Genomic DNA, 18,752 nt, shown 5'->3' on the forward strand with positions numbered 1-18,752 from the left:
TTCTCAGTTATTCTGATAAATATCTTTATACAGGCGACTTTCGAAGCGAACCAATGGCGCCCGACGATTTTTTTGATCTTCTGGTGGGACCGCGTAGCCAGACAAAAATTGTACAAATGCCATGCGTTGCCCACTGGCTGTGGTAATAAATCCGGCCAGATTATACACGCCTTGCAATGCCCCCGTCTTCGCCGACACTTTACCGTCAACACCTGCTTCATGCAGCCCTCCACGATAGCGCAACGTGCCGTCATAGCCAGACAGTGGCAGCATCGAAATAAAATTAAGCTCTTGATCATGCTGAGCGATATACTGCAAAGCCTGCATCATGGTTGCTGGTGAAATCAGATTATGGCGTGATAAGCCAGATCCATCCACGACAATGCTGTTGCCCAGATCGACTCCTGCTTTCTGACGTAAAACCTGTCGTACTGCATCAGCACCCGCACGCCATGTGCCGGGTACCCCAAAGCGCTGATGGCCAATTGTCCTGAAAACAGTATCGGCAATCATATTGTCCGATTTTTTTAGCATAATTTTCAGCAAATCATGCAGCGGCGCTGATTGGGTTTGTGCCAACACATTTCCCACTGGACTCGGTGTTGTCTGGCGGCGTAGGTTGCCATCAATCTGGATATCCGCTTTCTTTAACTCGTCTTTCAAAATAGCACCAGCATAGCTGGCCCCATTTTGCACGGCGAAAGCCAGCGGTAGCGGCTCGCTACGCTGAGTTAGGCAGCCAGTAAGGGTGAAGCGGTTTAACTCGCCAGGAACGACGTCCAATTCGCAATATTGCGCATCAGGTGAGCCTTTGGCTAAGGTGCGAACTTCACTGAACATCTGCACCGGATAATAGGAGGCGACTCGGATAAATGCCATATCGCCTGGGTTCGGCGCGCTGTAAAGAGAGACGGAGAAGCAGTTACGATCGACGATGGCCGCAGCAGGAGGCGCACTAAAGCATTGCGTCATATCGTTCCATGGCCAGCCTGGCGCTTTGTCATGGCTGGCGAAAACGGAGGTATCGATGATCAAATCACCGGCAACTTGCTTAACACCCGCTTTTCTTAAGGTGGCGACCATGTTTCGCAACTGTTGGCGTGTTAACGTGGGATCACCATCAAAACGGGCAATCAAGTTACCCTGCAAGACACCATCAGTTATAGTGCCATGGCTTTCCAACGTAGTCACAAAGCGAAAGTCTGGGCCGAGCTGCAATAATGCAGCTAATGCCGTCAGTACTTTTTGCGTACTGGCGGGTAACGCCATCTGCTGGGCGTGATAGTCTATTGCTGGGCTTGTCGCACCAATTTTTTGTACAACTAATGCAAGATTTGCCCCATCAGGCAGATACTGTGTGTAATTTTCGACCTGAGCCGCATTGGCGTTAGATATGCTGATATTGAGTGCAACAGCACAGGCCAATCCACTGACAATTCGTGAAAAATGCATAATTTCGGTATAACTGCTGGATAATGTGTTGCCATACTACGGTGCAACGAGGGCGAAAGTAAACGATGACCCTAAAGGAACTCTACGTTAAAATGCATATCAAAATGCAAAATTGATCCTGACTTGGGTTTTTTGCTCCAAGGGTGACTATTTTTGTTTATCACCAGGAGACGGGTAGGATATCAAGCTAACCGTATTTTCATTCGATGACGTTAGGATGACGGTTTTTTGAACAGGATAGATTTAGAGGTATTTAAAAGATGAAACAGATTCCGATGACGGTACGTGGCGCAGATAAGCTGCGTGAAGAACTGGATTTTTTAAAAGGCGTTCGTCGCCCTAAAATTATTTCTGATATTGCCACCGCCCGTGAGCATGGCGATTTGAAAGAGAATGCGGAATATCACGCAGCCCGCGAGCAGCAAGGGTTCTGTGAAGGCCGTATTCAAGAGATTGAAGCGAAGCTCTCTAATGCGCAGGTGATTGATATCACCAAAATGCCAAATAATGGCCGCGTAATTTTTGGTGCCACCGTGCGTGTATTAAATGTGGATGTTGAAGAAGAGCAGCAGTACCGGATTGTGGGTGATGACGAAGCTGATTTTAAACAAAATCTTATTTCAGTTAACTCACCTATCGCTCGTGGCCTGATTGGTAAAGAAGTCGATGACGTTGTTGTCATTCGAACTCCAGGCGGCGAAGTAGAATATGAAATTCTTAGCGTGGATTATGTGTAATACTTGTTCATCTGAGCAGGCATTACGCATTATTTCTCAAAAATGAAGTTGTAAAGAAAAGTAAAAGGCCGCATGCGGCCTTTTATCAGAACAAAGTGCATGGCACCTTTTCTCTAAAACAAGCGTCATTAACGCGGTAAAATAATTTTGCGCTCTTTCGCTGGGCGATAAAGCACTAAAATATTACCGATGATTTGGACGTTAACGGCACCGGTTTCACGCACGATGGCATCAGCAATTAGGGCTTTGGTTTCACGCTCTTCAGCAGTGATCTTCACCTTGATAAGTTCATGATGTTCCAGCGTTTGTTCGATTTCAGCCAGCACCCCTTCGGTTAATCCGTTATTGCCCAGCATCACTACTGGTTTTAACGGATGGGCCAAGCTTTTCAGGTGCTGTTTTTGTTTGTTATTCAGATTCATCGTCTTTTTTGCTTAAGTTGGGATTGAAAACGGTTCATTCTACCGCCATCTCATGTGTATCACCAAATCGGTCTACGTCGATGGGGGAGTTTACGCGAGCTAAGCAACAGATGCGCGGGCTCTTAATTAAGATAGTTGGAAAAAGAGATGTCTAATAAAAAGCGTTCGGGTAGCTCCAGTCGCTGGTTGCAAGAACACTTTAGCGATAAATATGTCATTCAGGCACAGAAAAAGGGGCTACGCTCCCGTGCCTGGTTTAAACTTGATGAAATACAACAGAACGATAAACTTTTTAAGCCCGGCATGACAGTTGTCGATTTAGGCGCTGCACCCGGTGGTTGGTCCCAGTATGTTGTAACCCAGATCGGTGGTAAAGGGCGGGTCATCGCATGTGATCTTCTGCCAATGGATCCTATCGTTGGTGTCGATTTCCTTCAGGGCGATTTTCGTGATGAACTGGTCCTGAAAGCTTTACTTGAGCGAGTTGGGGATAAAAAAGTTCAGGTGGTCATGTCTGATATGGCCCCGAATATGAGTGGTACTCCGGCAGTCGATATACCTAAATCAATGTATCTGGTTGAATTAGCTTTAGAAATGTGTCGTGATGTACTTGCACCAGGCGGAAGTTTCCTGGTGAAGGTGTTCCAGGGAGATGGCTTTGATGAATACCTACGGGAAATTCGCTCCCTGTTTACGAAAGTTAAGATTCGTAAGCCAGACGCTTCTCGTGCGCGATCGCGTGAAGTGTACATTGTAGCGACAGGGCGGAAACTGTAGTACCCTAACGCTGTTTGTTAACACAGTTGTAATATGAGGTTAATCCCTTGAGTGACATGGCGAAAAACCTAATTCTCTGGTTAGTTATTGCAGTCGTACTGATGTCTGTATTCCAGAGCTTTGGACCCAGCGAATCGAATGGCCGTAAAGTGGATTACTCTACTTTCATGTCCGACGTAACCCAAGAGCAGGTTCGTGAAGCACGTATCAACGGACGTGAAATCAACGTCAGTAAGAAAGATAACAGCAAATACACGACTTTCATTCCGGTCAACGATCCGAAGCTGTTAGATACATTATTGACTAAAAATGTGAAAGTTGTTGGTGAGCCACCGGAAGAGCCGAGCTTGCTGGCCTCTATCTTTATTTCTTGGTTCCCAATGCTGTTGTTGATTGGGGTCTGGATCTTCTTTATGCGTCAAATGCAGGGCGGCGGTGGCAAAGGGGCAATGTCCTTTGGCAAGAGCAAGGCCCGAATGCTGACCGAAGATCAGATAAAAACATCTTTTGCTGACGTTGCTGGCTGTGACGAAGCAAAAGAAGAAGTCAGTGAATTGGTTGAATATCTGCGTGAACCAAGCCGTTTCCAGAAACTGGGCGGTAAGATTCCGAAAGGCGTGTTGATGGTTGGTCCTCCAGGGACAGGTAAAACCTTGCTGGCGAAAGCCATTGCAGGTGAAGCCAAAGTGCCATTCTTCACCATTTCCGGTTCTGACTTTGTAGAAATGTTTGTTGGTGTGGGTGCATCCCGTGTCCGTGACATGTTTGAACAGGCTAAGAAAGCCGCGCCTTGTATCATCTTTATTGATGAAATCGATGCGGTAGGCCGTCAGCGTGGCGCTGGTCTGGGTGGTGGTCATGATGAACGTGAACAAACGCTGAACCAAATGCTGGTTGAGATGGATGGCTTTGAAGGTAACGAAGGCATCATCGTCATCGCGGCAACTAACCGTCCAGACGTTCTTGACCCAGCGTTACTGCGTCCAGGCCGTTTCGACCGTCAGGTTGTGGTAGGTTTACCGGATGTTCGTGGTCGTGAACAGATTCTGAAAGTCCACATGCGCCGCGTACCATTAGATACGGATATTGATGCTTCTGTGATCGCTCGTGGTACACCTGGTTTCTCTGGTGCAGACCTGGCGAACTTGGTCAACGAAGCCGCATTGTTTGCCGCTCGCGGTAACAAACGTGTTGTTTCAATGGTTGAGTTTGAGAAAGCGAAAGACAAAATTATGATGGGTGCGGAACGTCGCTCCATGGTAATGACAGAAGCACAGAAAGAATCTACGGCATACCATGAAGCAGGGCACGCGATCATTGGTCGTCTGGTACCTGAGCATGATCCAGTACATAAAGTGACCATTATTCCACGTGGTCGTGCGCTGGGTGTGACCTTCTTCTTACCAGAAGGTGATGCGATTAGCGCTAGCCGCCAGAAACTGGAAAGCCAGATCTCTACCTTGTATGGTGGCCGTCTTGCTGAAGAGATCATTTATGGCCCGGAAAAAGTCTCTACCGGTGCATCGAATGATATCAAGGTTGCTACGTCTATCGCGCGTAACATGGTGACACAGTGGGGTTTCTCCGAGAAGTTAGGGCCATTGCTGTATGCTGAAGAAGAGGGCGAAATATTCCTTGGCCGTTCTGTCGCAAAAGCTAAGCATATGTCCGATGAAACAGCGCGTATTATCGATCAGGAAGTTAAATTACTCATCGAGCGTAACTATCAACGTGCACGTAAGTTACTGTTAGAAAACATGGATGTTCTGCATTCCATGAAAGATGCGCTGATGAAGTATGAAACGATTGATGCGCCACAGATTGATGACTTGATGAATCGCAAAGAAGTTCGCCCGCCAGCGGGTTGGGACAATGCGACCAAAGCTAAATCATCTGATAATGACAGCACGCCAAAGGCACCTACGGCGGTTGAAGAACCACATACGCCAACGTCGGGCAATACAACACCAGGCAACACAAATAGCATGCCAGAGCAGTTGGGCGATAAGTAAGTCAACAGTTGGCATCTAAAAGCGTTGTGATTAATATAAACCTCGGGCTTGCCCGGGGTTTTTCTTTTTCTATCGATATAGCACCAAAGTGAATTGCCACTTTTAAGGCGTGAACGCATGCATTTAACCGCTAGAGATCAAGTTTTGGATCTCTCTCACCCACAAGTTATGGGTATCTTGAATGTCACTCCGGATTCGTTTTCGGACGGCGGACATCACAACAATCTCGATAAAGCATTGCAACATGCTCAACTGATGTTATCAGCAGGTGCTACGCTGATTGATATCGGTGGTGAGTCTACGCGCCCAGGTGCTAAGGAAGTTAGCGAGCAAGAAGAGCTTGACCGGGTTGTGCCGGTAGTTGAAGCGCTGGCAAACCGTTTTGATGTTTGGCTCTCTGTCGATACATCGAAAGCCGCGGTAATAGCAGAATCAGCCCGTGCTGGTGCCCACTTGATCAATGATATTCGTTCATTGCAAGAGCCTGGTGCACTTGAAGCAGCGGCATTGACCGGGTTACCAGTATGCCTAATGCATATGCAAGGGCAACCGAAAAGCATGCAGCAATCACCTCATTACGACGACCTACTGGCCGATATAAACCAGTTCTTTGAGCACCATATTGAACGTTGTGTTACGGCCGGTATCGCAAAAAACAAATTGTTACTCGACCCAGGCTTCGGTTTCGGTAAAAATCTGGCGCATAATTATCAGCTCTTGGCACGTTTGGCCGAACTTCACCATTTTGAGTTGCCACTGTTGGTGGGGATGTCGCGAAAAACGATGGTTGGTCAGATACTAAATGTTCCGCCACAACAGCGGGTTATCGGGAGTGTCGCTTGCGCTGTCATTGCAGCAATGCAAGGCGCGCAGATTGTCAGAGTGCATGATGTCAAAGAAACCGTCGAGGCGATGCGTATCGTCGAGGCAACACTTTCAGCGAAGGAATAGAGATAAATTATGAGCGACCGTAAATACTTTGGTACAGATGGCATTCGCGGCAAAGTGGGTGAGAGTCCGATTACGCCTGATTTTGTATTAAAGCTCGGCTGGGCTGCCGGTAAGGTGCTGGCTCGACATGGTTCTCGTAAGATTATTATCGGTAAAGATACACGTATTTCAGGCTATATGTTGGAATCAGCGCTTGAAGCTGGTCTGGCGGCCGCTGGCCTATCAGCATCATTCACCGGCCCGATGCCAACGCCTGCTGTTGCTTATCTGACCCGAACCTTCCGTGCTGAGGCGGGGATCGTCATTTCAGCGTCCCACAACCCTTTCTATGACAATGGCATCAAATTCTTCTCCATTGATGGCACCAAACTGCCTGATGATGTTGAAGAGGCGATTGAAGCAGAGATGGAAAAACCATTAACCTGCGTAGAATCTGCTGAATTGGGTAAAGCCAACCGTATCGTTGATGCGGCTGGCCGTTACATCGAGTTTTGTAAGGGAACATTCCCGAGTGAACTCAGTTTGAATGAGCTGAAAATTGTGGTCGATTGCGCTAATGGGGCAACTTACCACATCGCACCAAGTGTCTTACGTGAACTCGGTGCAACAGTGATCGCCATCGGCTGTGAGCCGGATGGTATGAATATCAATGAAGAGTGTGGTGCTACGGATGTCCGCTTGCTACAAGAGCGGGTACTTGCCGAAGGTGCACATGTTGGTTTGGCATTCGACGGTGACGGTGACCGGTTGATGATGGTCGATCACCTGGGTAACAAAGTTGATGGCGACCAAATTCTTTATATCATTGCCCGTGAAGGGTTACGCCAAGGGCAACTTAAAGGTGGTGCTGTTGGCACGTTGATGAGCAACATGGGCCTCCAACTGGCGCTGAAAGAGCTAGGTATTCCTTTTGTTCGTGCCAAAGTGGGCGACCGCTATGTATTGGAAGCGATGCAGGAAAAAGGCTGGCGCATTGGCGCTGAAAACTCCGGCCATGTGATCCTGTTGGATAAAACCACCACCGGTGACGGTATTGTGGCTGGTTTGCAAGTACTCACCGCGATGGTACGCAACCATATGAGTTTGCATGATCTATGCAGTGGCATGAAGTTATTGCCACAAATCTTGGTGAACGTACGCTTCTCTGGTGAGCATAACCCACTAAAATCAGATAGCGTTGAAGATATTACCCGCCAAGTTGAAAAAGAACTGGGTGATCGTGGCCGAGTGCTGTTGCGCAAATCAGGGACCGAGCCATTAATCCGAGTCATGGTTGAAGGCGATGCCGAAGAGTCACTGATTGCTGAAATGGCTAACCGAATTGCTGATGCGGTGAAAGCAGCAGGTTAATCAGTTTTGTGGGGGAGGGGTCACTCTCCCCCTGAAAAATACGTCGAGGTTGAGTAACTTGACGATTTTTTCTGCAAATAGAACGGCGTAATGAAATTGCCCTTGCGTGTACTAGACGCTTTGGTTAGTATTCACACCCGCTTAAGTGGGTGAATAAGTCCCCCGCTGATGGGTGAGAAGCATTTAGCATGCGGTGAACCCGCAAGGATACAGGTACAACTATGTACGAAGCTCTTCTGGTATTTTTCTTGCTGATTTCGATTGGGCTAGTCGCTCTAATCATGTTACAGCAAGGTAAAGGCGCGGATATGGGAGCCTCATTCGGAGCAGGTGCATCTGCAACTCTGTTCGGTTCGAATGGTTCCGGTAACTTTATGACCCGCATGACGGCTGTATTGGCGGCACTGTTCTTCGTCATTAGCTTGATTCTGGGCAACATGAGCACCAACCAGGGCCATAAAGGCAGCGAGTGGGAAAACCTGGGTCAGCCAGCAAAAACTGAGCAGACTACAGCTCCGGCAGCACCAGTGACGCCGAGTAGTGATATCCCGAAATAATGTTTTAAAAGTAGTTAGTAGTAAAAGACAAGAAGAAAGTTTTAAAATGGTTGCAACGACTTAAACAGTAAAAACAACCATTTAAATCAGTGCCGGGGTGGTGGAATTGGTAGACACGCTACCTTGAGGTGGTAGTGCCCGATTGGGCTTACGGGTTCAAGTCCCGTCCTCGGTACCAAATAAGTCAGATAACTTGCTTTTTTGTCTTGATCAACGTAATATTTGCCACGTTTTCGGACGCGGGGTGGAGCAGCCTGGTAGCTCGTCGGGCTCATAACCCGAAGGTCGTCGGTTCAAATCCGGCCCCCGCAACCACTTTCCTAAAGTGTTTTTTTTCAAATGTTGTATTCGGTAGACCTCAGATACTTTCGATTTCAATTTGAAAAAAATACTTGTCAGAAAGTTGTACCGAAGCCGCTTTGCGGCAAACAGGGTCCAGTTGCATAAAGCCCCGAATTTCGGGGTTTTTTGTTATTTGACAGCAGAATCACTGGGCTATTAGGCCCTTTTTTTATGTCTTGGGGGTGGGCTTGTCCACATTAGAACAAAAGTTAACAGAGATAATTTCAGCACCGGTTGAGGCCTTGGGCTACGAATTAGTCGGCATCGAGTTCATCCGGGGGCGCCAATCGACGCTACGAATCTATATTGATAGTGACGACGGAATCACTGTTGATGCTTGTGCTGATGTCAGCCACCAGGTCAGCGCTGTATTGGACGTAGAAGATCCAATTACAGTAGCTTACAACTTAGAAGTTTCCTCTCCGGGCCTTGATCGCCCTATGTTCACCGCTGAACACTATACTCGTTACCTCGGTGAAGAAGTCACTCTGGTTTTGCGTATGGCAATGCAGAACCGCCGTAAATGGCAGGGCATTATCAAAGCCGTTGATGGTGAAATGATCACGGTTACTGTGGATGGAAAAGATGAAGTGTTCGCGCTGAGCAACATCCAGAAAGCGAACCTGGTACCCCACTTTTAAAGTTTGGATGAGGCAACTAGGATGAACAAAGAGATTCTGGCTGTTGTAGAAGCAGTTTCCAATGAGAAATCCCTTCCGCGCGAAAAGATTTTTGAGGCGTTGGAAACCGCTCTAGCGACAGCGACCAAGAAAAAATACGAACAAGAAATTGAAGTTCGCGTCAGCATTGACCGTAAAACCGGTGATTTCGACACTTTCCGTCGTTGGGTCGCCGTTAACGAAGTTACGATGCCAACACGTGAAATTACGTTAGAAGCGGCTCAGTATGAAGACCCTTCGCTCCAGTTGGGCGATTATGTCGAAGACCAGATTGAGTCTGTTACTTTTGACCGTATTACTACTCAAACGGCCAAGCAAGTTATCGTACAAAAAGTGCGTGAAGCTGAGCGGGCAATGGTTGTTGAACAGTTCCGCCAGTACTTGGGCGAAATTGTCACTGGTATCGTGAAAAAAGTTAACCGTGACAGTATTGCGTTGGATCTTGGCAACAACGCTGAAGCCGTGATTGGCCGTGAAGACATGCTACCGCGTGAAAACTTCCGTCCAGGCGACCGTATCCGTGGCGTTCTGTATGATGTGCGTCCAGAAGCTCGCGGTGCACAGTTATTTGTCAGCCGTTCACGTCCTGAAATGCTGATTGAACTGTTCCGGATTGAAGTGCCGGAAATCGGCGAAGAATTGATCGAAATTAAAGCAGCTGCCCGTGATCCGGGTTCGCGTGCTAAAATTGCGGTTAAAACCAACGACAAACGTATCGACCCCGTCGGTGCTTGCGTTGGGATGCGTGGTGCCCGTGTTCAGGCTGTTTCCAGCGAACTTGGTGGTGAGCGCATTGATATTGTATTGTGGGATGATAATCCAGCCCAGTTTGTTATTAACGCTATGGCGCCAGCTGATGTTGCGTCTATTGTGGTTGATGAAGACAGACACACGATGGATGTTGCCGTTGAAGCCAGTAACCTGGCACAGGCAATTGGCCGTAACGGTCAGAACGTACGTTTAGCAGCACAATTGAGTGGCTGGGAACTGAACGTAATGACGGCGGACGATCTTCAGGCGAAGCATCAGGCCGAGGCTCATGCCGCTATTGATACCTTCACCAAATATCTTGATATCGATGAGGACTTTGCCACTGTATTGGTAGAGGAAGGTTTCTCTTCTCTGGAAGAATTGGCTTACGTGCCAATGAAAGAACTTCTGGAAATCGATGGTCTTGACGAAGATACGGTTGAAGCGCTGCGTGATCGCGCCAAAGCTGCATTGACCACGCTGGCCCTGGCACAAGAAGAAAGTCTTGGCGACCAAAAACCCGCTGATGACCTGCTGAACCTAGCGGGTCTGGAACGTAGCATGGCATTCAAATTAGCTGCGCGCGGTGTGTGTACGCTGGAAGATCTTGCCGAGCAGGGTATCGACGATCTGGCAGATATTGAAGGGCTTAGCGATGAGCAAGCCGGCGAGCTGATTATGGCCGCACGTAATATCTGTTGGTTTGGCGATAACGCGTAATAAACTGTAGCAGGAAGGAACAGCATGACAGATGTAACCGTAAAATCACTGGCCGCTGAGATTCAGACACCAGTTGATCGCCTGGTACAGCAATTTGCTGATGCAGGGATCAACAAATCTGAAGTAGACTCAGTTACCCAGCAAGAAAAAGAAACATTGCTGGCGCACTTAAACCGTGAACACGGTAGCGCGCCTAATAAACTCACGTTGCAACGCAAAACGCGTAGCACCTTGAATATTCCGAGCACCGGCGGAAAAAGTAAATCGGTGCAAATCGAGGTCCGCAAGAAACGCACTTATGTAAATACGCCGGAAGCTGAACAAGCGAAAGCGGAAGAGCAGGCACAGCGTGAAGCGGAAGAGCAGGCACAACGTGAAGCGGAAGCCGCAGCGCAGAAAATCGCTGAAGAAAAAGCTAAACGTGCGGCCGAAGAACAAGCCAAACGTGAGGCCGCTGAAAAAGCTAAACGCCAAGCAGCGGAAAAAGAAAAAGTGACGAATCAACAAACCGACGAAAAAACCAAGCCAGCTCAGACTGATAAAGCACGCCGTGAAGCTGAAGCTGCCGAGCTGAAACGCTCAGTAGAAGAAGAAACACGCCGTAAGGTCGAGGAAGACGCTAAACGCGTTGCTGAGGAAGCCCGTAAGATGGCAGCCGAAAACGAAGGTAAATGGCCAGAACCTGTGGCAGAACAAACCGAATCTGCTGACTACCATGTCACCACTTCACAACATGCACGCGCCGCGGAAGATGAAAACGACGCCAAAGTTGAAGGTGATCGCCGTAGCCGCACTCGTGGTGGAAAGGCAACCAAGCAGAAGAAAGGCAATAAACTCTCTGAGTCTAAAGCTGATCGCGAAGAAGCACGTGCCGTTGGTCGTAAAGGCAAACGTAAACCAAGCACATTACAGCAGAGCTTCAACAAGCCTGTTGTTGCGGTTAACCGCGATGTAGTGATTGGCGAGACCGTAACTGTCGCTGAATTGGCGAACAAAATGGCTGTTAAAGGCTCTCAGGTCATCAAAGCGATGATGAAACTGGGCGCAATGGCAACCATTAACCAGGTTATCGATCAAGAAACAGCACAGATGGTTGCTGAAGAGATGGGCCACAAAGTCATCCTGCGTCGTGAAAACGAACTGGAAGAAGCACTGATGAGCGACCGTGATACTGGCGCTGAAGCTGCTGCCGAGCACCGCGCACCTGTTGTGACCATCATGGGTCACGTTGACCACGGTAAAACCTCTCTGCTGGACTACATCCGCTCCACGAAAGTGGCGTCAGGTGAAGCAGGCGGCATTACTCAGCACATCGGTGCTTATCACGTTGAAACTGAAAACGGCATGATTACCTTCCTGGACACCCCAGGACACGCCGCGTTTACTTCAATGCGTGCTCGTGGTGCTCAGGCAACGGACATCGTGGTACTGGTTGTTGCAGCTGACGATGGCGTGATGCCACAGACTATCGAAGCTATTCAGCATGCCAAAGCGGCGAAAGTGCCGGTTGTGGTTGCAGTAAATAAAATCGATAAGCCAGAAGCTGATCCAGATCGCGTTAAAACCGAACTGTCTCAGTACGGTATCCAGCCAGAAGAGTGGGGCGGTGACTCTCAGTTCATCAACGTATCTGCGAAAGCCGGTATCGGTATTGATGAATTGCTGAACGCTATTCTGCTGCAAGCTGAAGTACTGGAACTGAAAGCGGTTCGTACTGGCATGGCAAGCGGTGTTGTTATCGAATCCTTCTTGGATAAAGGCCGTGGCCCTGTCGCTACCGTGCTGGTTCAACAAGGTACCTTGAACAAAGGTGATATCGTACTGTGTGGCTTTGAGTATGGCCGTGTGCGTGCGATGCGTGACGAGTTAGGCCGTGATATCACGTCTGCTGGTCCATCTATTCCGGTTGAGATTCTGGGTCTGTCCAGTGTTCCTGCTGCTGGTGATGAAGTTACCGTTGTTCGTGACGAGAAAAAAGCCCGTGAAGTTGCACTGTACCGTCAGGGCAAATTCCGTGAAGTTAAGCTGGCTCGTCAGCAGAAATCCAAGCTGGAAAACATGTTTGCTAACATGACCGAAGGCGAAGTTTCTGAACTGAATATCGTTATCAAATCTGACGTTCAGGGTTCTTGTGAAGCCATCTGTGATTCACTGGAAAAACTGTCTACCGATGAAGTGAAAGTCCGCATTGTGGGTTCAGGCGTTGGTGGTATCACCGAAACTGATGCAACACTGGCTGCTGCTTCTGGCGCGATCATCCTTGGCTTTAACGTTCGTGCTGATGCTTCAGCGCGTCGTGTGGTAGAAACCGAAGGTTTGGATCTGCGTTACTACTCAGTAATTTATAGCCTGATCGATGAAGTCAAACAGGCGATGAGCGGTATGTTGGCGCCTGAGTACAAACAGCAAATCATTGGCTTGGCTGAAGTGCGTGATGTGTTTAAATCACCGAAATTTGGTGCCATTGCAGGCTGTATGGTTACTGAAGGTGTGATTAAGCGTAATAATCCAATCCGTGTTCTACGTGACAACGTGGTTATCTATGAAGGCGAGCTGGAATCTCTGCGCCGCTTCAAAGATGACGTTAACGAAGTTCGTAACGGCATGGAATGTGGTATCGGCGTTAAGAACTACAACGACGTCCGTGCTGGTGATGTAATCGAAGTCTTCGAAATTATCGAAATCAAACGTACTATCGATTAATCGCCTCAGATCTGCTTATATCCATTTGGGGGGCCTTGGCCCCCCAACTTGTCTGGAGAATCCAAATGGCAAAAGAATTCAGCCGTTCTCAGCGTGTTTCGCAGGAAATGCAGAAAGAGATCGCACTCATCTTACAGCGTGAAATCAAAGATCCCCGTGTTGGCATGGCTACCGTATCCGGTATCGAGCTATCCCGTGATTTGGCTTACGCTAAAGTTTTTGTGACCTTTTTGAACGTATTAACCGATAACGCAGATCCGGATACGGTAAAAAATGGCATTAAAGCACTGCAAGATGCCTCCGGTTATATCCGCACTTTGCTGGGTAAAGCGATGCGTCTGCGTATCGTGCCAGAACTGACCTTCGCTTATGATAACTCTCTGATTGAAGGGATGCGGATGTCTAACCTGGTGACAAATGTCATCAAAAATGATGCAGAACGTCAGGTTAATCCAGGTAGCGACGAGGAGAAGTAATGGGTCGTCCACGTCGTCGCGGCCGTGACATTAACGGCGTTCTGTTATTGGATAAGCCGCTGGGCCTCTCCTCTAATGACGTTTTACAAAAAGTAAAACGCCTCTTTAGCGCTAACCGCGCAGGGCATACGGGGGCGCTTGATCCACTGGCGACCGGTATGCTGCCTATCTGTCTGGGCGAAGCGACCAAGTTTTCTCAATTTTTGCTGGATTCAGATAAACGCTATCGTGTCGTTGCTCGTTTAGGGCAACGTACTGATACTTCGGATGCCGAAGGTGCATTAATCAGCGAGCGGGAGGTCAAGGTGACTCAGGCTCAGATGGATGCCGCTCTGGAGAGTTTCCGTGGCGATAGCCAGCAAATTCCGTCTATGTATTCTGCGCTGAAGCACCAAGGTAAACCGCTGTATGAATATGCCCGTCAGGGGATTGAAGTAGAGCGTGAAGCCCGCAGCATTACAGTGTACGAGTTGCTCTTTATCCGCTGGGAAGGCAACGATCTCGAGCTGGAAATCCACTGTTCCAAAGGCACTTATATTCGCACTATCATTGATGATTTGGGTGAATTGTTAGGTTGCGGTGCGCATGTGAGTTATCTGCGCCGGTTACAGGTAGCCACTTACCCAAGTGACCGCATGGTGACTTTAGAACAGTTGAAAACCATGGTTGAAACGGCGCAAACTGAAGAGCGCTCGCCAAATCCAGAACTGGATCTCCTGCTGCTCCCGATGGACAGTGCGGTATTAAACTTCCCTGAAGTTAATCTGTTACCCGCAGTGGCTGCCTATGTTAAGCAGGGGCAACCGGTGCATGTATCTGGTGCACCGGATGAAGGAATGGTCCGTATCACTGAAGGCGAAGAGCGTAACTTCATTGGTATCGGCATCATTGCTGAGGATGGTCGAGTCGCACCGAAACGTTTGGTTGTGGAATACGCCGAGTAGGGCCTAGCGGCCTTCCTTGCGATCCCTCGGCTCAAAGAGTAGAATAGTGCGGCTTACATATTGGGTTGCTGAATTAGAGATCGGCGCCTGTCTTAATTTATCTATATATTTGGAGTTGTATCATGTCTCTAAGTGTTGAAGCGAAAGCTAAAATTGTTGCTGACTTCGGTCGCGGTGAAAATGACACCGGTTCAAGCGAAGTTCAGGTTGCTCTGTTGACTGCTCAAATTAACCATTTGCAAGGTCACTTCTCCGAGCACAAAAAAGACCACCATAGCCGTCGTGGTCTGCTGCGTATGGTATCCACGCGTCGTAAGCTGCTGGACTACCTGAAGCGTGAAGATGTAGCGCGTTATGCTTCCCTGATCGAGCGTCTGGGTCTGCGTCGCTAAGTCTGCGAGTTTCGGGAAAAAGGGGCCAATAGGCCCCTTTTTTCTAAGACGCAATGATAAAATACGCTAGTATATTGTTGTTGCTTATTACTTAAGTAAGAAAAGTAAAAAGTAAGAAAAGTAAATTTTTAAAATAGGATCTTCCGGTGCAGAGGTTCGCGCGGCTAATGAGAGACTTTAACTCAATGAGGGTTAAGGATTGTCATTAGTCGCGAGGATGCAGTGTGAAGGTAATAGTGACAGGTGGATGAGGTCGTCAATACGATCCGGCACCGCATAGTATAAGGATACTATTTTGCTGACTCCGATTATTCGTAAATTCCAGTACGGCCAACATACCGTAACCATCGAAACGGGCATGATGGCTCGCCAGGCAACTGCTGCTGTTATGGTAAGCATGGACGACACCGCAGTATTCGTGACTGTTGTTGGCCAAAAGAAAGCTAAACCAGGTCAGAGCTTCTTCCCGCTGACGGTTAACTATCAGGAGCGTACTTACGCTGCTGGCCGTATCCCAGGCAGCTTCTTCCGTCGTGAAGGCCGCCCAAGTGAAGGCGAAACACTGACCTCACGTCTGATTGACCGTCCGATTCGCCCATTGTTCCCAGATAGCTTCCTGAATGAAGTTCAGGTGATTGCGACTGTTGTTTCTGTTAACCCACAAGTTAACCCAGACATCGTGGCACTGATTGGTGCATCAGCTGCGCTGAGCCTGTCAGGCATTCCATTCAACGGCCCAATCGGCGCTGCTCGCGTTGGTTTCATCAACGACCAGTATGTGCTGAACCCAACAACGGACGAACTGAAAGAGAGCCGTCTGGACTTGGTTGTTGCTGGTACTGCGGGCGCAGTACTGATGGTTGAATCTGAAGCAGACATTCTGTCTGAAGATCAAATGTTGGGCGCGGTGGTCTTCGGCCACGAGCAACAACAAGTTGTGATTGAAAATATCAACGCTCTGGTTGCCGAAGCGGGCAAACCGAAGTGGGATTGGCATGCTGAGCCAGTTAACGAAGCGCTGCACGCGCGCGTTGCTGAGCTGGCTGAAGCTCGTCTGGGTGACGCATATCGCATCACTGAGAAACAAGAGCGCTATACTCAAGTTGATGCTATCAAAGCAGACGTGACTGAGGCGTTGCTGGCACAAGACGAATCTTTGAATGCGTCTGAAATTCAGGACATTCTGGGCGATGTTGAGAAAAACGTCGTTCGTAGCCGCGTATTGCGTGGCGAACCGCGTATCGATGGTCGCGAAAAAGACATGATCCGTGGTCTGGATGTGCGTACTGGCGTATTGCCACGTACCCATGGTTCTGCGTTGTTCACCCGTGGTGAAACTCAGGCACTGGTTACTGCCACACTGGGTACTGCACGTGACGCGCAAAATATTGATGAGCTGATGGGTGAGCGTACTGACTCATTCCTGCTACACTATAATTTCCCTCCATATTGCGTTGGTGAAACTGGTATGGTTGGCTCACCTAAACGTCGTGAGATTGGCCATGGCCGTCTGGCGAAACGTGGTGTGTTGGCAGTTATGCCAAGCCCGAGCGAGTTCCCTTACACTGTTCGTGTGGTTTCTGAAATCACCGAATCTAACGGTTCTTCCTCAATGGCTTCTGTTTGTGGTGCTTCCTTGGCCCTGATGGATGCTGGCGTGCCAATTAAAGCCGCTGTTGCGGGTATCGCGATGGGTCTGGTTAAAGAAAACGAAAACTTTGTGGTTCTGTCCGACATTCTGGGTGACGAAGATCACTTGGGCGACATGGACTTTAAAGTGGCCGGTAGCCGTGACGGTATCACCGCATTGCAGATGGACATTAAAATTGAAGGTATCACCCGCGAAATCATGCAGGTGGCTCTGAACCAGGCCAAGGGTGCGCGTCTGCACATTCTGGGTGTTATGGAACAGGCTATCAGCACACCTCGTGGTGATATCTCTGAGTTTGCTCCACGTATCTACACCATGAAAATCAATCCTGAGAAAATCAAGGATGTGATCGGTAAAGGCGGTTCTGTGATTCGTGCGCTGACTGATGAAACGGGCACCACGATCGAAATCGAAGATGATGGTACCATTAAGATTGCAGCTACCGATGGCGACAAAGCAAAACACGCTATTCGTCGCATCGAAGAAATTACTGCTGAAATCGAAGTGAACCGTATCTATGCGGGTAAAGTGACTCGTATCGTTGATTTCGGTGCATTTGTGGCAATCGGCGGCGGTAAAGAAGGTCTGGTTCATATTTCTCAAATCGCTGACAAGCGCGTAGAGAAAGTGACAGACTACCTGCAAATGGGCCAAGAAGTGCCAGTTAAAGTAATGGAAGTTGATCGCCAGGGCCGTATCCGCCTGAGCATCAAAGAAGCCACGACTCCTGACGCAGAAGCTCCGGCACCAGAAGCAGCAGAGTAATAAAGTATTCCATAGCCCCTGACTTATGAGTGAGGGGCTATGTTATCTCGAGGGCAGGATGCTCTTGTGTTAAACAAATGGATGAAAGGATATTTATCCAATGTTTGTCTTCGGGAGTAGGAAATGAAGCCTTTCTTGCGCTGGTGTTACGTTGCGACAGCACTCATGCTGGCAGGATGCAGCAACCATGATTGGCGTAAAGACGAGGTGTTGGCTATCCCGTTGCAACCGACGTTGCAGCAGGAAGTGATTCTGGCTCGCATGGAACAAATCCTTGCAAGTCGGGCACTTACGGATGATGAGCGCGCACAGCTTTTATATGAGCGCGGAGTGCTGTATGATAGCCTCGGGCTACGGGCACTAGCGCGAAATGATTTTTCGCAAGCGTTAGCTATTCGTCCTGATATGCCAGAAGTTTTTAACTATCTGGGCATTTATTTAACGCAGGCAGGCAATTTTGATGCTGCCTATGAAGCGTTTGATTCTGTACTAGAGCTTGATCCAACTTACAATTACGCGCGTTTAAACCGGGGTATCGCTCTGTATTATGGCGGTCGACTCCCGTTGGCGCAGGATGATCTGCAGGCGTTTTATCAAGACGATCCAAATGATCCCTTCCGTTCGTTGTGGCTGTATCTGGTGGAAAGAGAAATCGATCCCAAGACAGCGGCAGTAGCGTTACAACAGCGCTATGAGAAATCGGACAGAGGGCAATGGGGATGGAATATTGTCGAATTCTACCTGGGCACGATCAGCGAAAAAACGCTGATGGAAAGGCTCAAGGCAGATGCAACGGATAACACTTCGCTCGCTGAGCATCTCAGTGAAACTGACTTCTATTTAGGTAAACATTACCTAAGTCTGGGGGACAAGAACACCGCTTCGGCGCTGTTCAAACTGACGGTAGCTAACAACGTTCATAACTTTGTTGAGCACCGCTATGCATTGTTGGAATTGGCGCTTTTGGGCCAAGAACAAGACGACCTATCGGAATCGGACCAGCAATAGCTGACGAACAACTATCAGCCTGTATACCTTGGTTTTTACCAACGTTAATCACCCTAACAGGTG

Annotated in this window: 16 protein-coding genes and 2 tRNA genes; 16 read left to right on the plus strand and 2 right to left on the minus strand. The window is 48.6% G+C overall.

Translation table 11 applies throughout. The features are described from left to right. Positions 1 to 3: 3 nt before the first annotated feature. Positions 4 to 1,452 (minus strand): serine-type D-Ala-D-Ala carboxypeptidase, encoded by a 1,449-nt coding sequence (gene dacB / locus ACZ76_RS11420; RefSeq protein ID WP_048619038.1) that lies wholly within the window; start codon positions 1,450 to 1,452, stop codon positions 4 to 6. A gap of 260 nt (positions 1,453 to 1,712) precedes the next feature. Between dacB and greA the strand changes: the two genes are divergently transcribed. Continuing rightward, on the plus strand, positions 1,713 to 2,189 hold the full coding sequence (gene greA, locus ACZ76_RS11425; RefSeq protein ID WP_048619039.1) for a transcription elongation factor GreA: 477 nt from the start codon (positions 1,713 to 1,715) through the stop codon (positions 2,187 to 2,189). Between the two features lie 128 nt (positions 2,190 to 2,317). Here the strand turns inward: greA and yhbY are convergent, their stop codons facing one another. After that, on the minus strand, positions 2,318 to 2,611 hold the full coding sequence (gene yhbY / locus ACZ76_RS11430) for a ribosome assembly RNA-binding protein YhbY (RefSeq protein ID WP_004389225.1): 294 nt from the start codon (positions 2,609 to 2,611) through the stop codon (positions 2,318 to 2,320). A 147-nt stretch (positions 2,612 to 2,758) separates the two neighbouring features. Here yhbY and rlmE point away from each other — a divergent pair, with 147 nt between their 5' ends. The 15 genes from rlmE to nlpI all read left to right on the plus strand — a co-directional run bounded on the left by rlmE (position 2,759) and on the right by nlpI (position 18,689). After that, entirely contained in the window at positions 2,759 to 3,388 is a 630-nt protein-coding gene (rlmE, locus tag ACZ76_RS11435) for a 23S rRNA (uridine(2552)-2'-O)-methyltransferase RlmE (protein ID WP_032819268.1), read from the plus strand. Between the two features lie 56 nt (positions 3,389 to 3,444). After that, complete coding sequence (gene ftsH, locus ACZ76_RS11440; RefSeq protein ID WP_048619040.1) at positions 3,445 to 5,400, plus strand: ATP-dependent zinc metalloprotease FtsH; 1,956 nt, start codon at positions 3,445 to 3,447, stop codon at positions 5,398 to 5,400. A 117-nt stretch (positions 5,401 to 5,517) separates the two neighbouring features. After that, on the plus strand, positions 5,518 to 6,351 hold the full coding sequence (gene folP / locus ACZ76_RS11445; RefSeq protein WP_048619041.1) for a dihydropteroate synthase: 834 nt from the start codon (positions 5,518 to 5,520) through the stop codon (positions 6,349 to 6,351). A 9-nt stretch (positions 6,352 to 6,360) separates the two neighbouring features. After that, positions 6,361 to 7,701, plus strand: a complete 1,341-nt coding sequence (gene glmM, locus ACZ76_RS11450; protein ID WP_048619042.1) for a phosphoglucosamine mutase — start codon at positions 6,361 to 6,363, stop codon at positions 7,699 to 7,701. 221 nt (positions 7,702 to 7,922) lie between these two features. Next, complete coding sequence (gene secG, locus ACZ76_RS11455; RefSeq protein ID WP_032897119.1) at positions 7,923 to 8,258, plus strand: preprotein translocase subunit SecG; 336 nt, start codon at positions 7,923 to 7,925, stop codon at positions 8,256 to 8,258. A 91-nt stretch (positions 8,259 to 8,349) separates the two neighbouring features. Then, positions 8,350 to 8,436, plus strand: a tRNA-Leu gene (locus ACZ76_RS11460). Positions 8,437 to 8,496: 60 nt separating this feature from the next. After that, positions 8,497 to 8,573, plus strand: a tRNA-Met gene (locus ACZ76_RS11465). 215 nt (positions 8,574 to 8,788) lie between these two features. Then, positions 8,789 to 9,241, plus strand: a complete 453-nt coding sequence (rimP, locus tag ACZ76_RS11470) for a ribosome maturation factor RimP (RefSeq protein WP_002222054.1) — start codon at positions 8,789 to 8,791, stop codon at positions 9,239 to 9,241. Between the two features lie 21 nt (positions 9,242 to 9,262). Beyond that, positions 9,263 to 10,750 (plus strand): transcription termination factor NusA, encoded by a 1,488-nt coding sequence (nusA, locus tag ACZ76_RS11475; RefSeq protein WP_004875413.1) that lies wholly within the window; start codon positions 9,263 to 9,265, stop codon positions 10,748 to 10,750. Between the two features lie 24 nt (positions 10,751 to 10,774). After that, positions 10,775 to 13,453, plus strand: coding sequence for a translation initiation factor IF-2 (infB, locus tag ACZ76_RS11480; protein ID WP_048619043.1), 2,679 nt, complete (start codon positions 10,775 to 10,777; stop codon positions 13,451 to 13,453). A 65-nt stretch (positions 13,454 to 13,518) separates the two neighbouring features. Beyond that, the gene (rbfA, locus tag ACZ76_RS11485) at positions 13,519 to 13,929 is read left to right on the plus strand and encodes a 30S ribosome-binding factor RbfA (protein WP_048619044.1); all 411 of its coding nucleotides are present in this window, start codon (positions 13,519 to 13,521) and stop codon (positions 13,927 to 13,929) included. Next, positions 13,929 to 14,873: a tRNA pseudouridine(55) synthase TruB gene (truB, locus tag ACZ76_RS11490; RefSeq protein WP_048619045.1), complete on the plus strand. Its 945-nt coding sequence runs from the start codon at positions 13,929 to 13,931 to the stop codon at positions 14,871 to 14,873. The genes rbfA and truB overlap by 1 nt, the downstream gene beginning before the upstream one ends. 122 nt (positions 14,874 to 14,995) lie before the next feature. Continuing rightward, positions 14,996 to 15,265 carry a 30S ribosomal protein S15 gene (rpsO, locus tag ACZ76_RS11495; RefSeq protein WP_004875409.1) on the plus strand — a complete coding sequence of 90 codons (270 nt, stop codon included), beginning with the start codon at positions 14,996 to 14,998 and terminating at the stop codon, positions 15,263 to 15,265. 295 nt (positions 15,266 to 15,560) lie between these two features. Further along, positions 15,561 to 17,681: a polyribonucleotide nucleotidyltransferase gene (gene pnp, locus ACZ76_RS11500; RefSeq protein WP_004875408.1), complete on the plus strand. Its 2,121-nt coding sequence runs from the start codon at positions 15,561 to 15,563 to the stop codon at positions 17,679 to 17,681. Positions 17,682 to 17,804: 123 nt separating this feature from the next. Continuing rightward, positions 17,805 to 18,689, plus strand: a complete 885-nt coding sequence (gene nlpI, locus ACZ76_RS11505; protein ID WP_048619046.1) for a lipoprotein NlpI — start codon at positions 17,805 to 17,807, stop codon at positions 18,687 to 18,689. Positions 18,690 to 18,752 lie beyond the last annotated feature (63 nt).

It is taken from the genome of Yersinia aleksiciae (genome assembly GCF_001047675.1).
GTDB classification, from domain to species: Bacteria; Pseudomonadota; Gammaproteobacteria; order Enterobacterales; family Enterobacteriaceae; genus Yersinia; species Yersinia aleksiciae.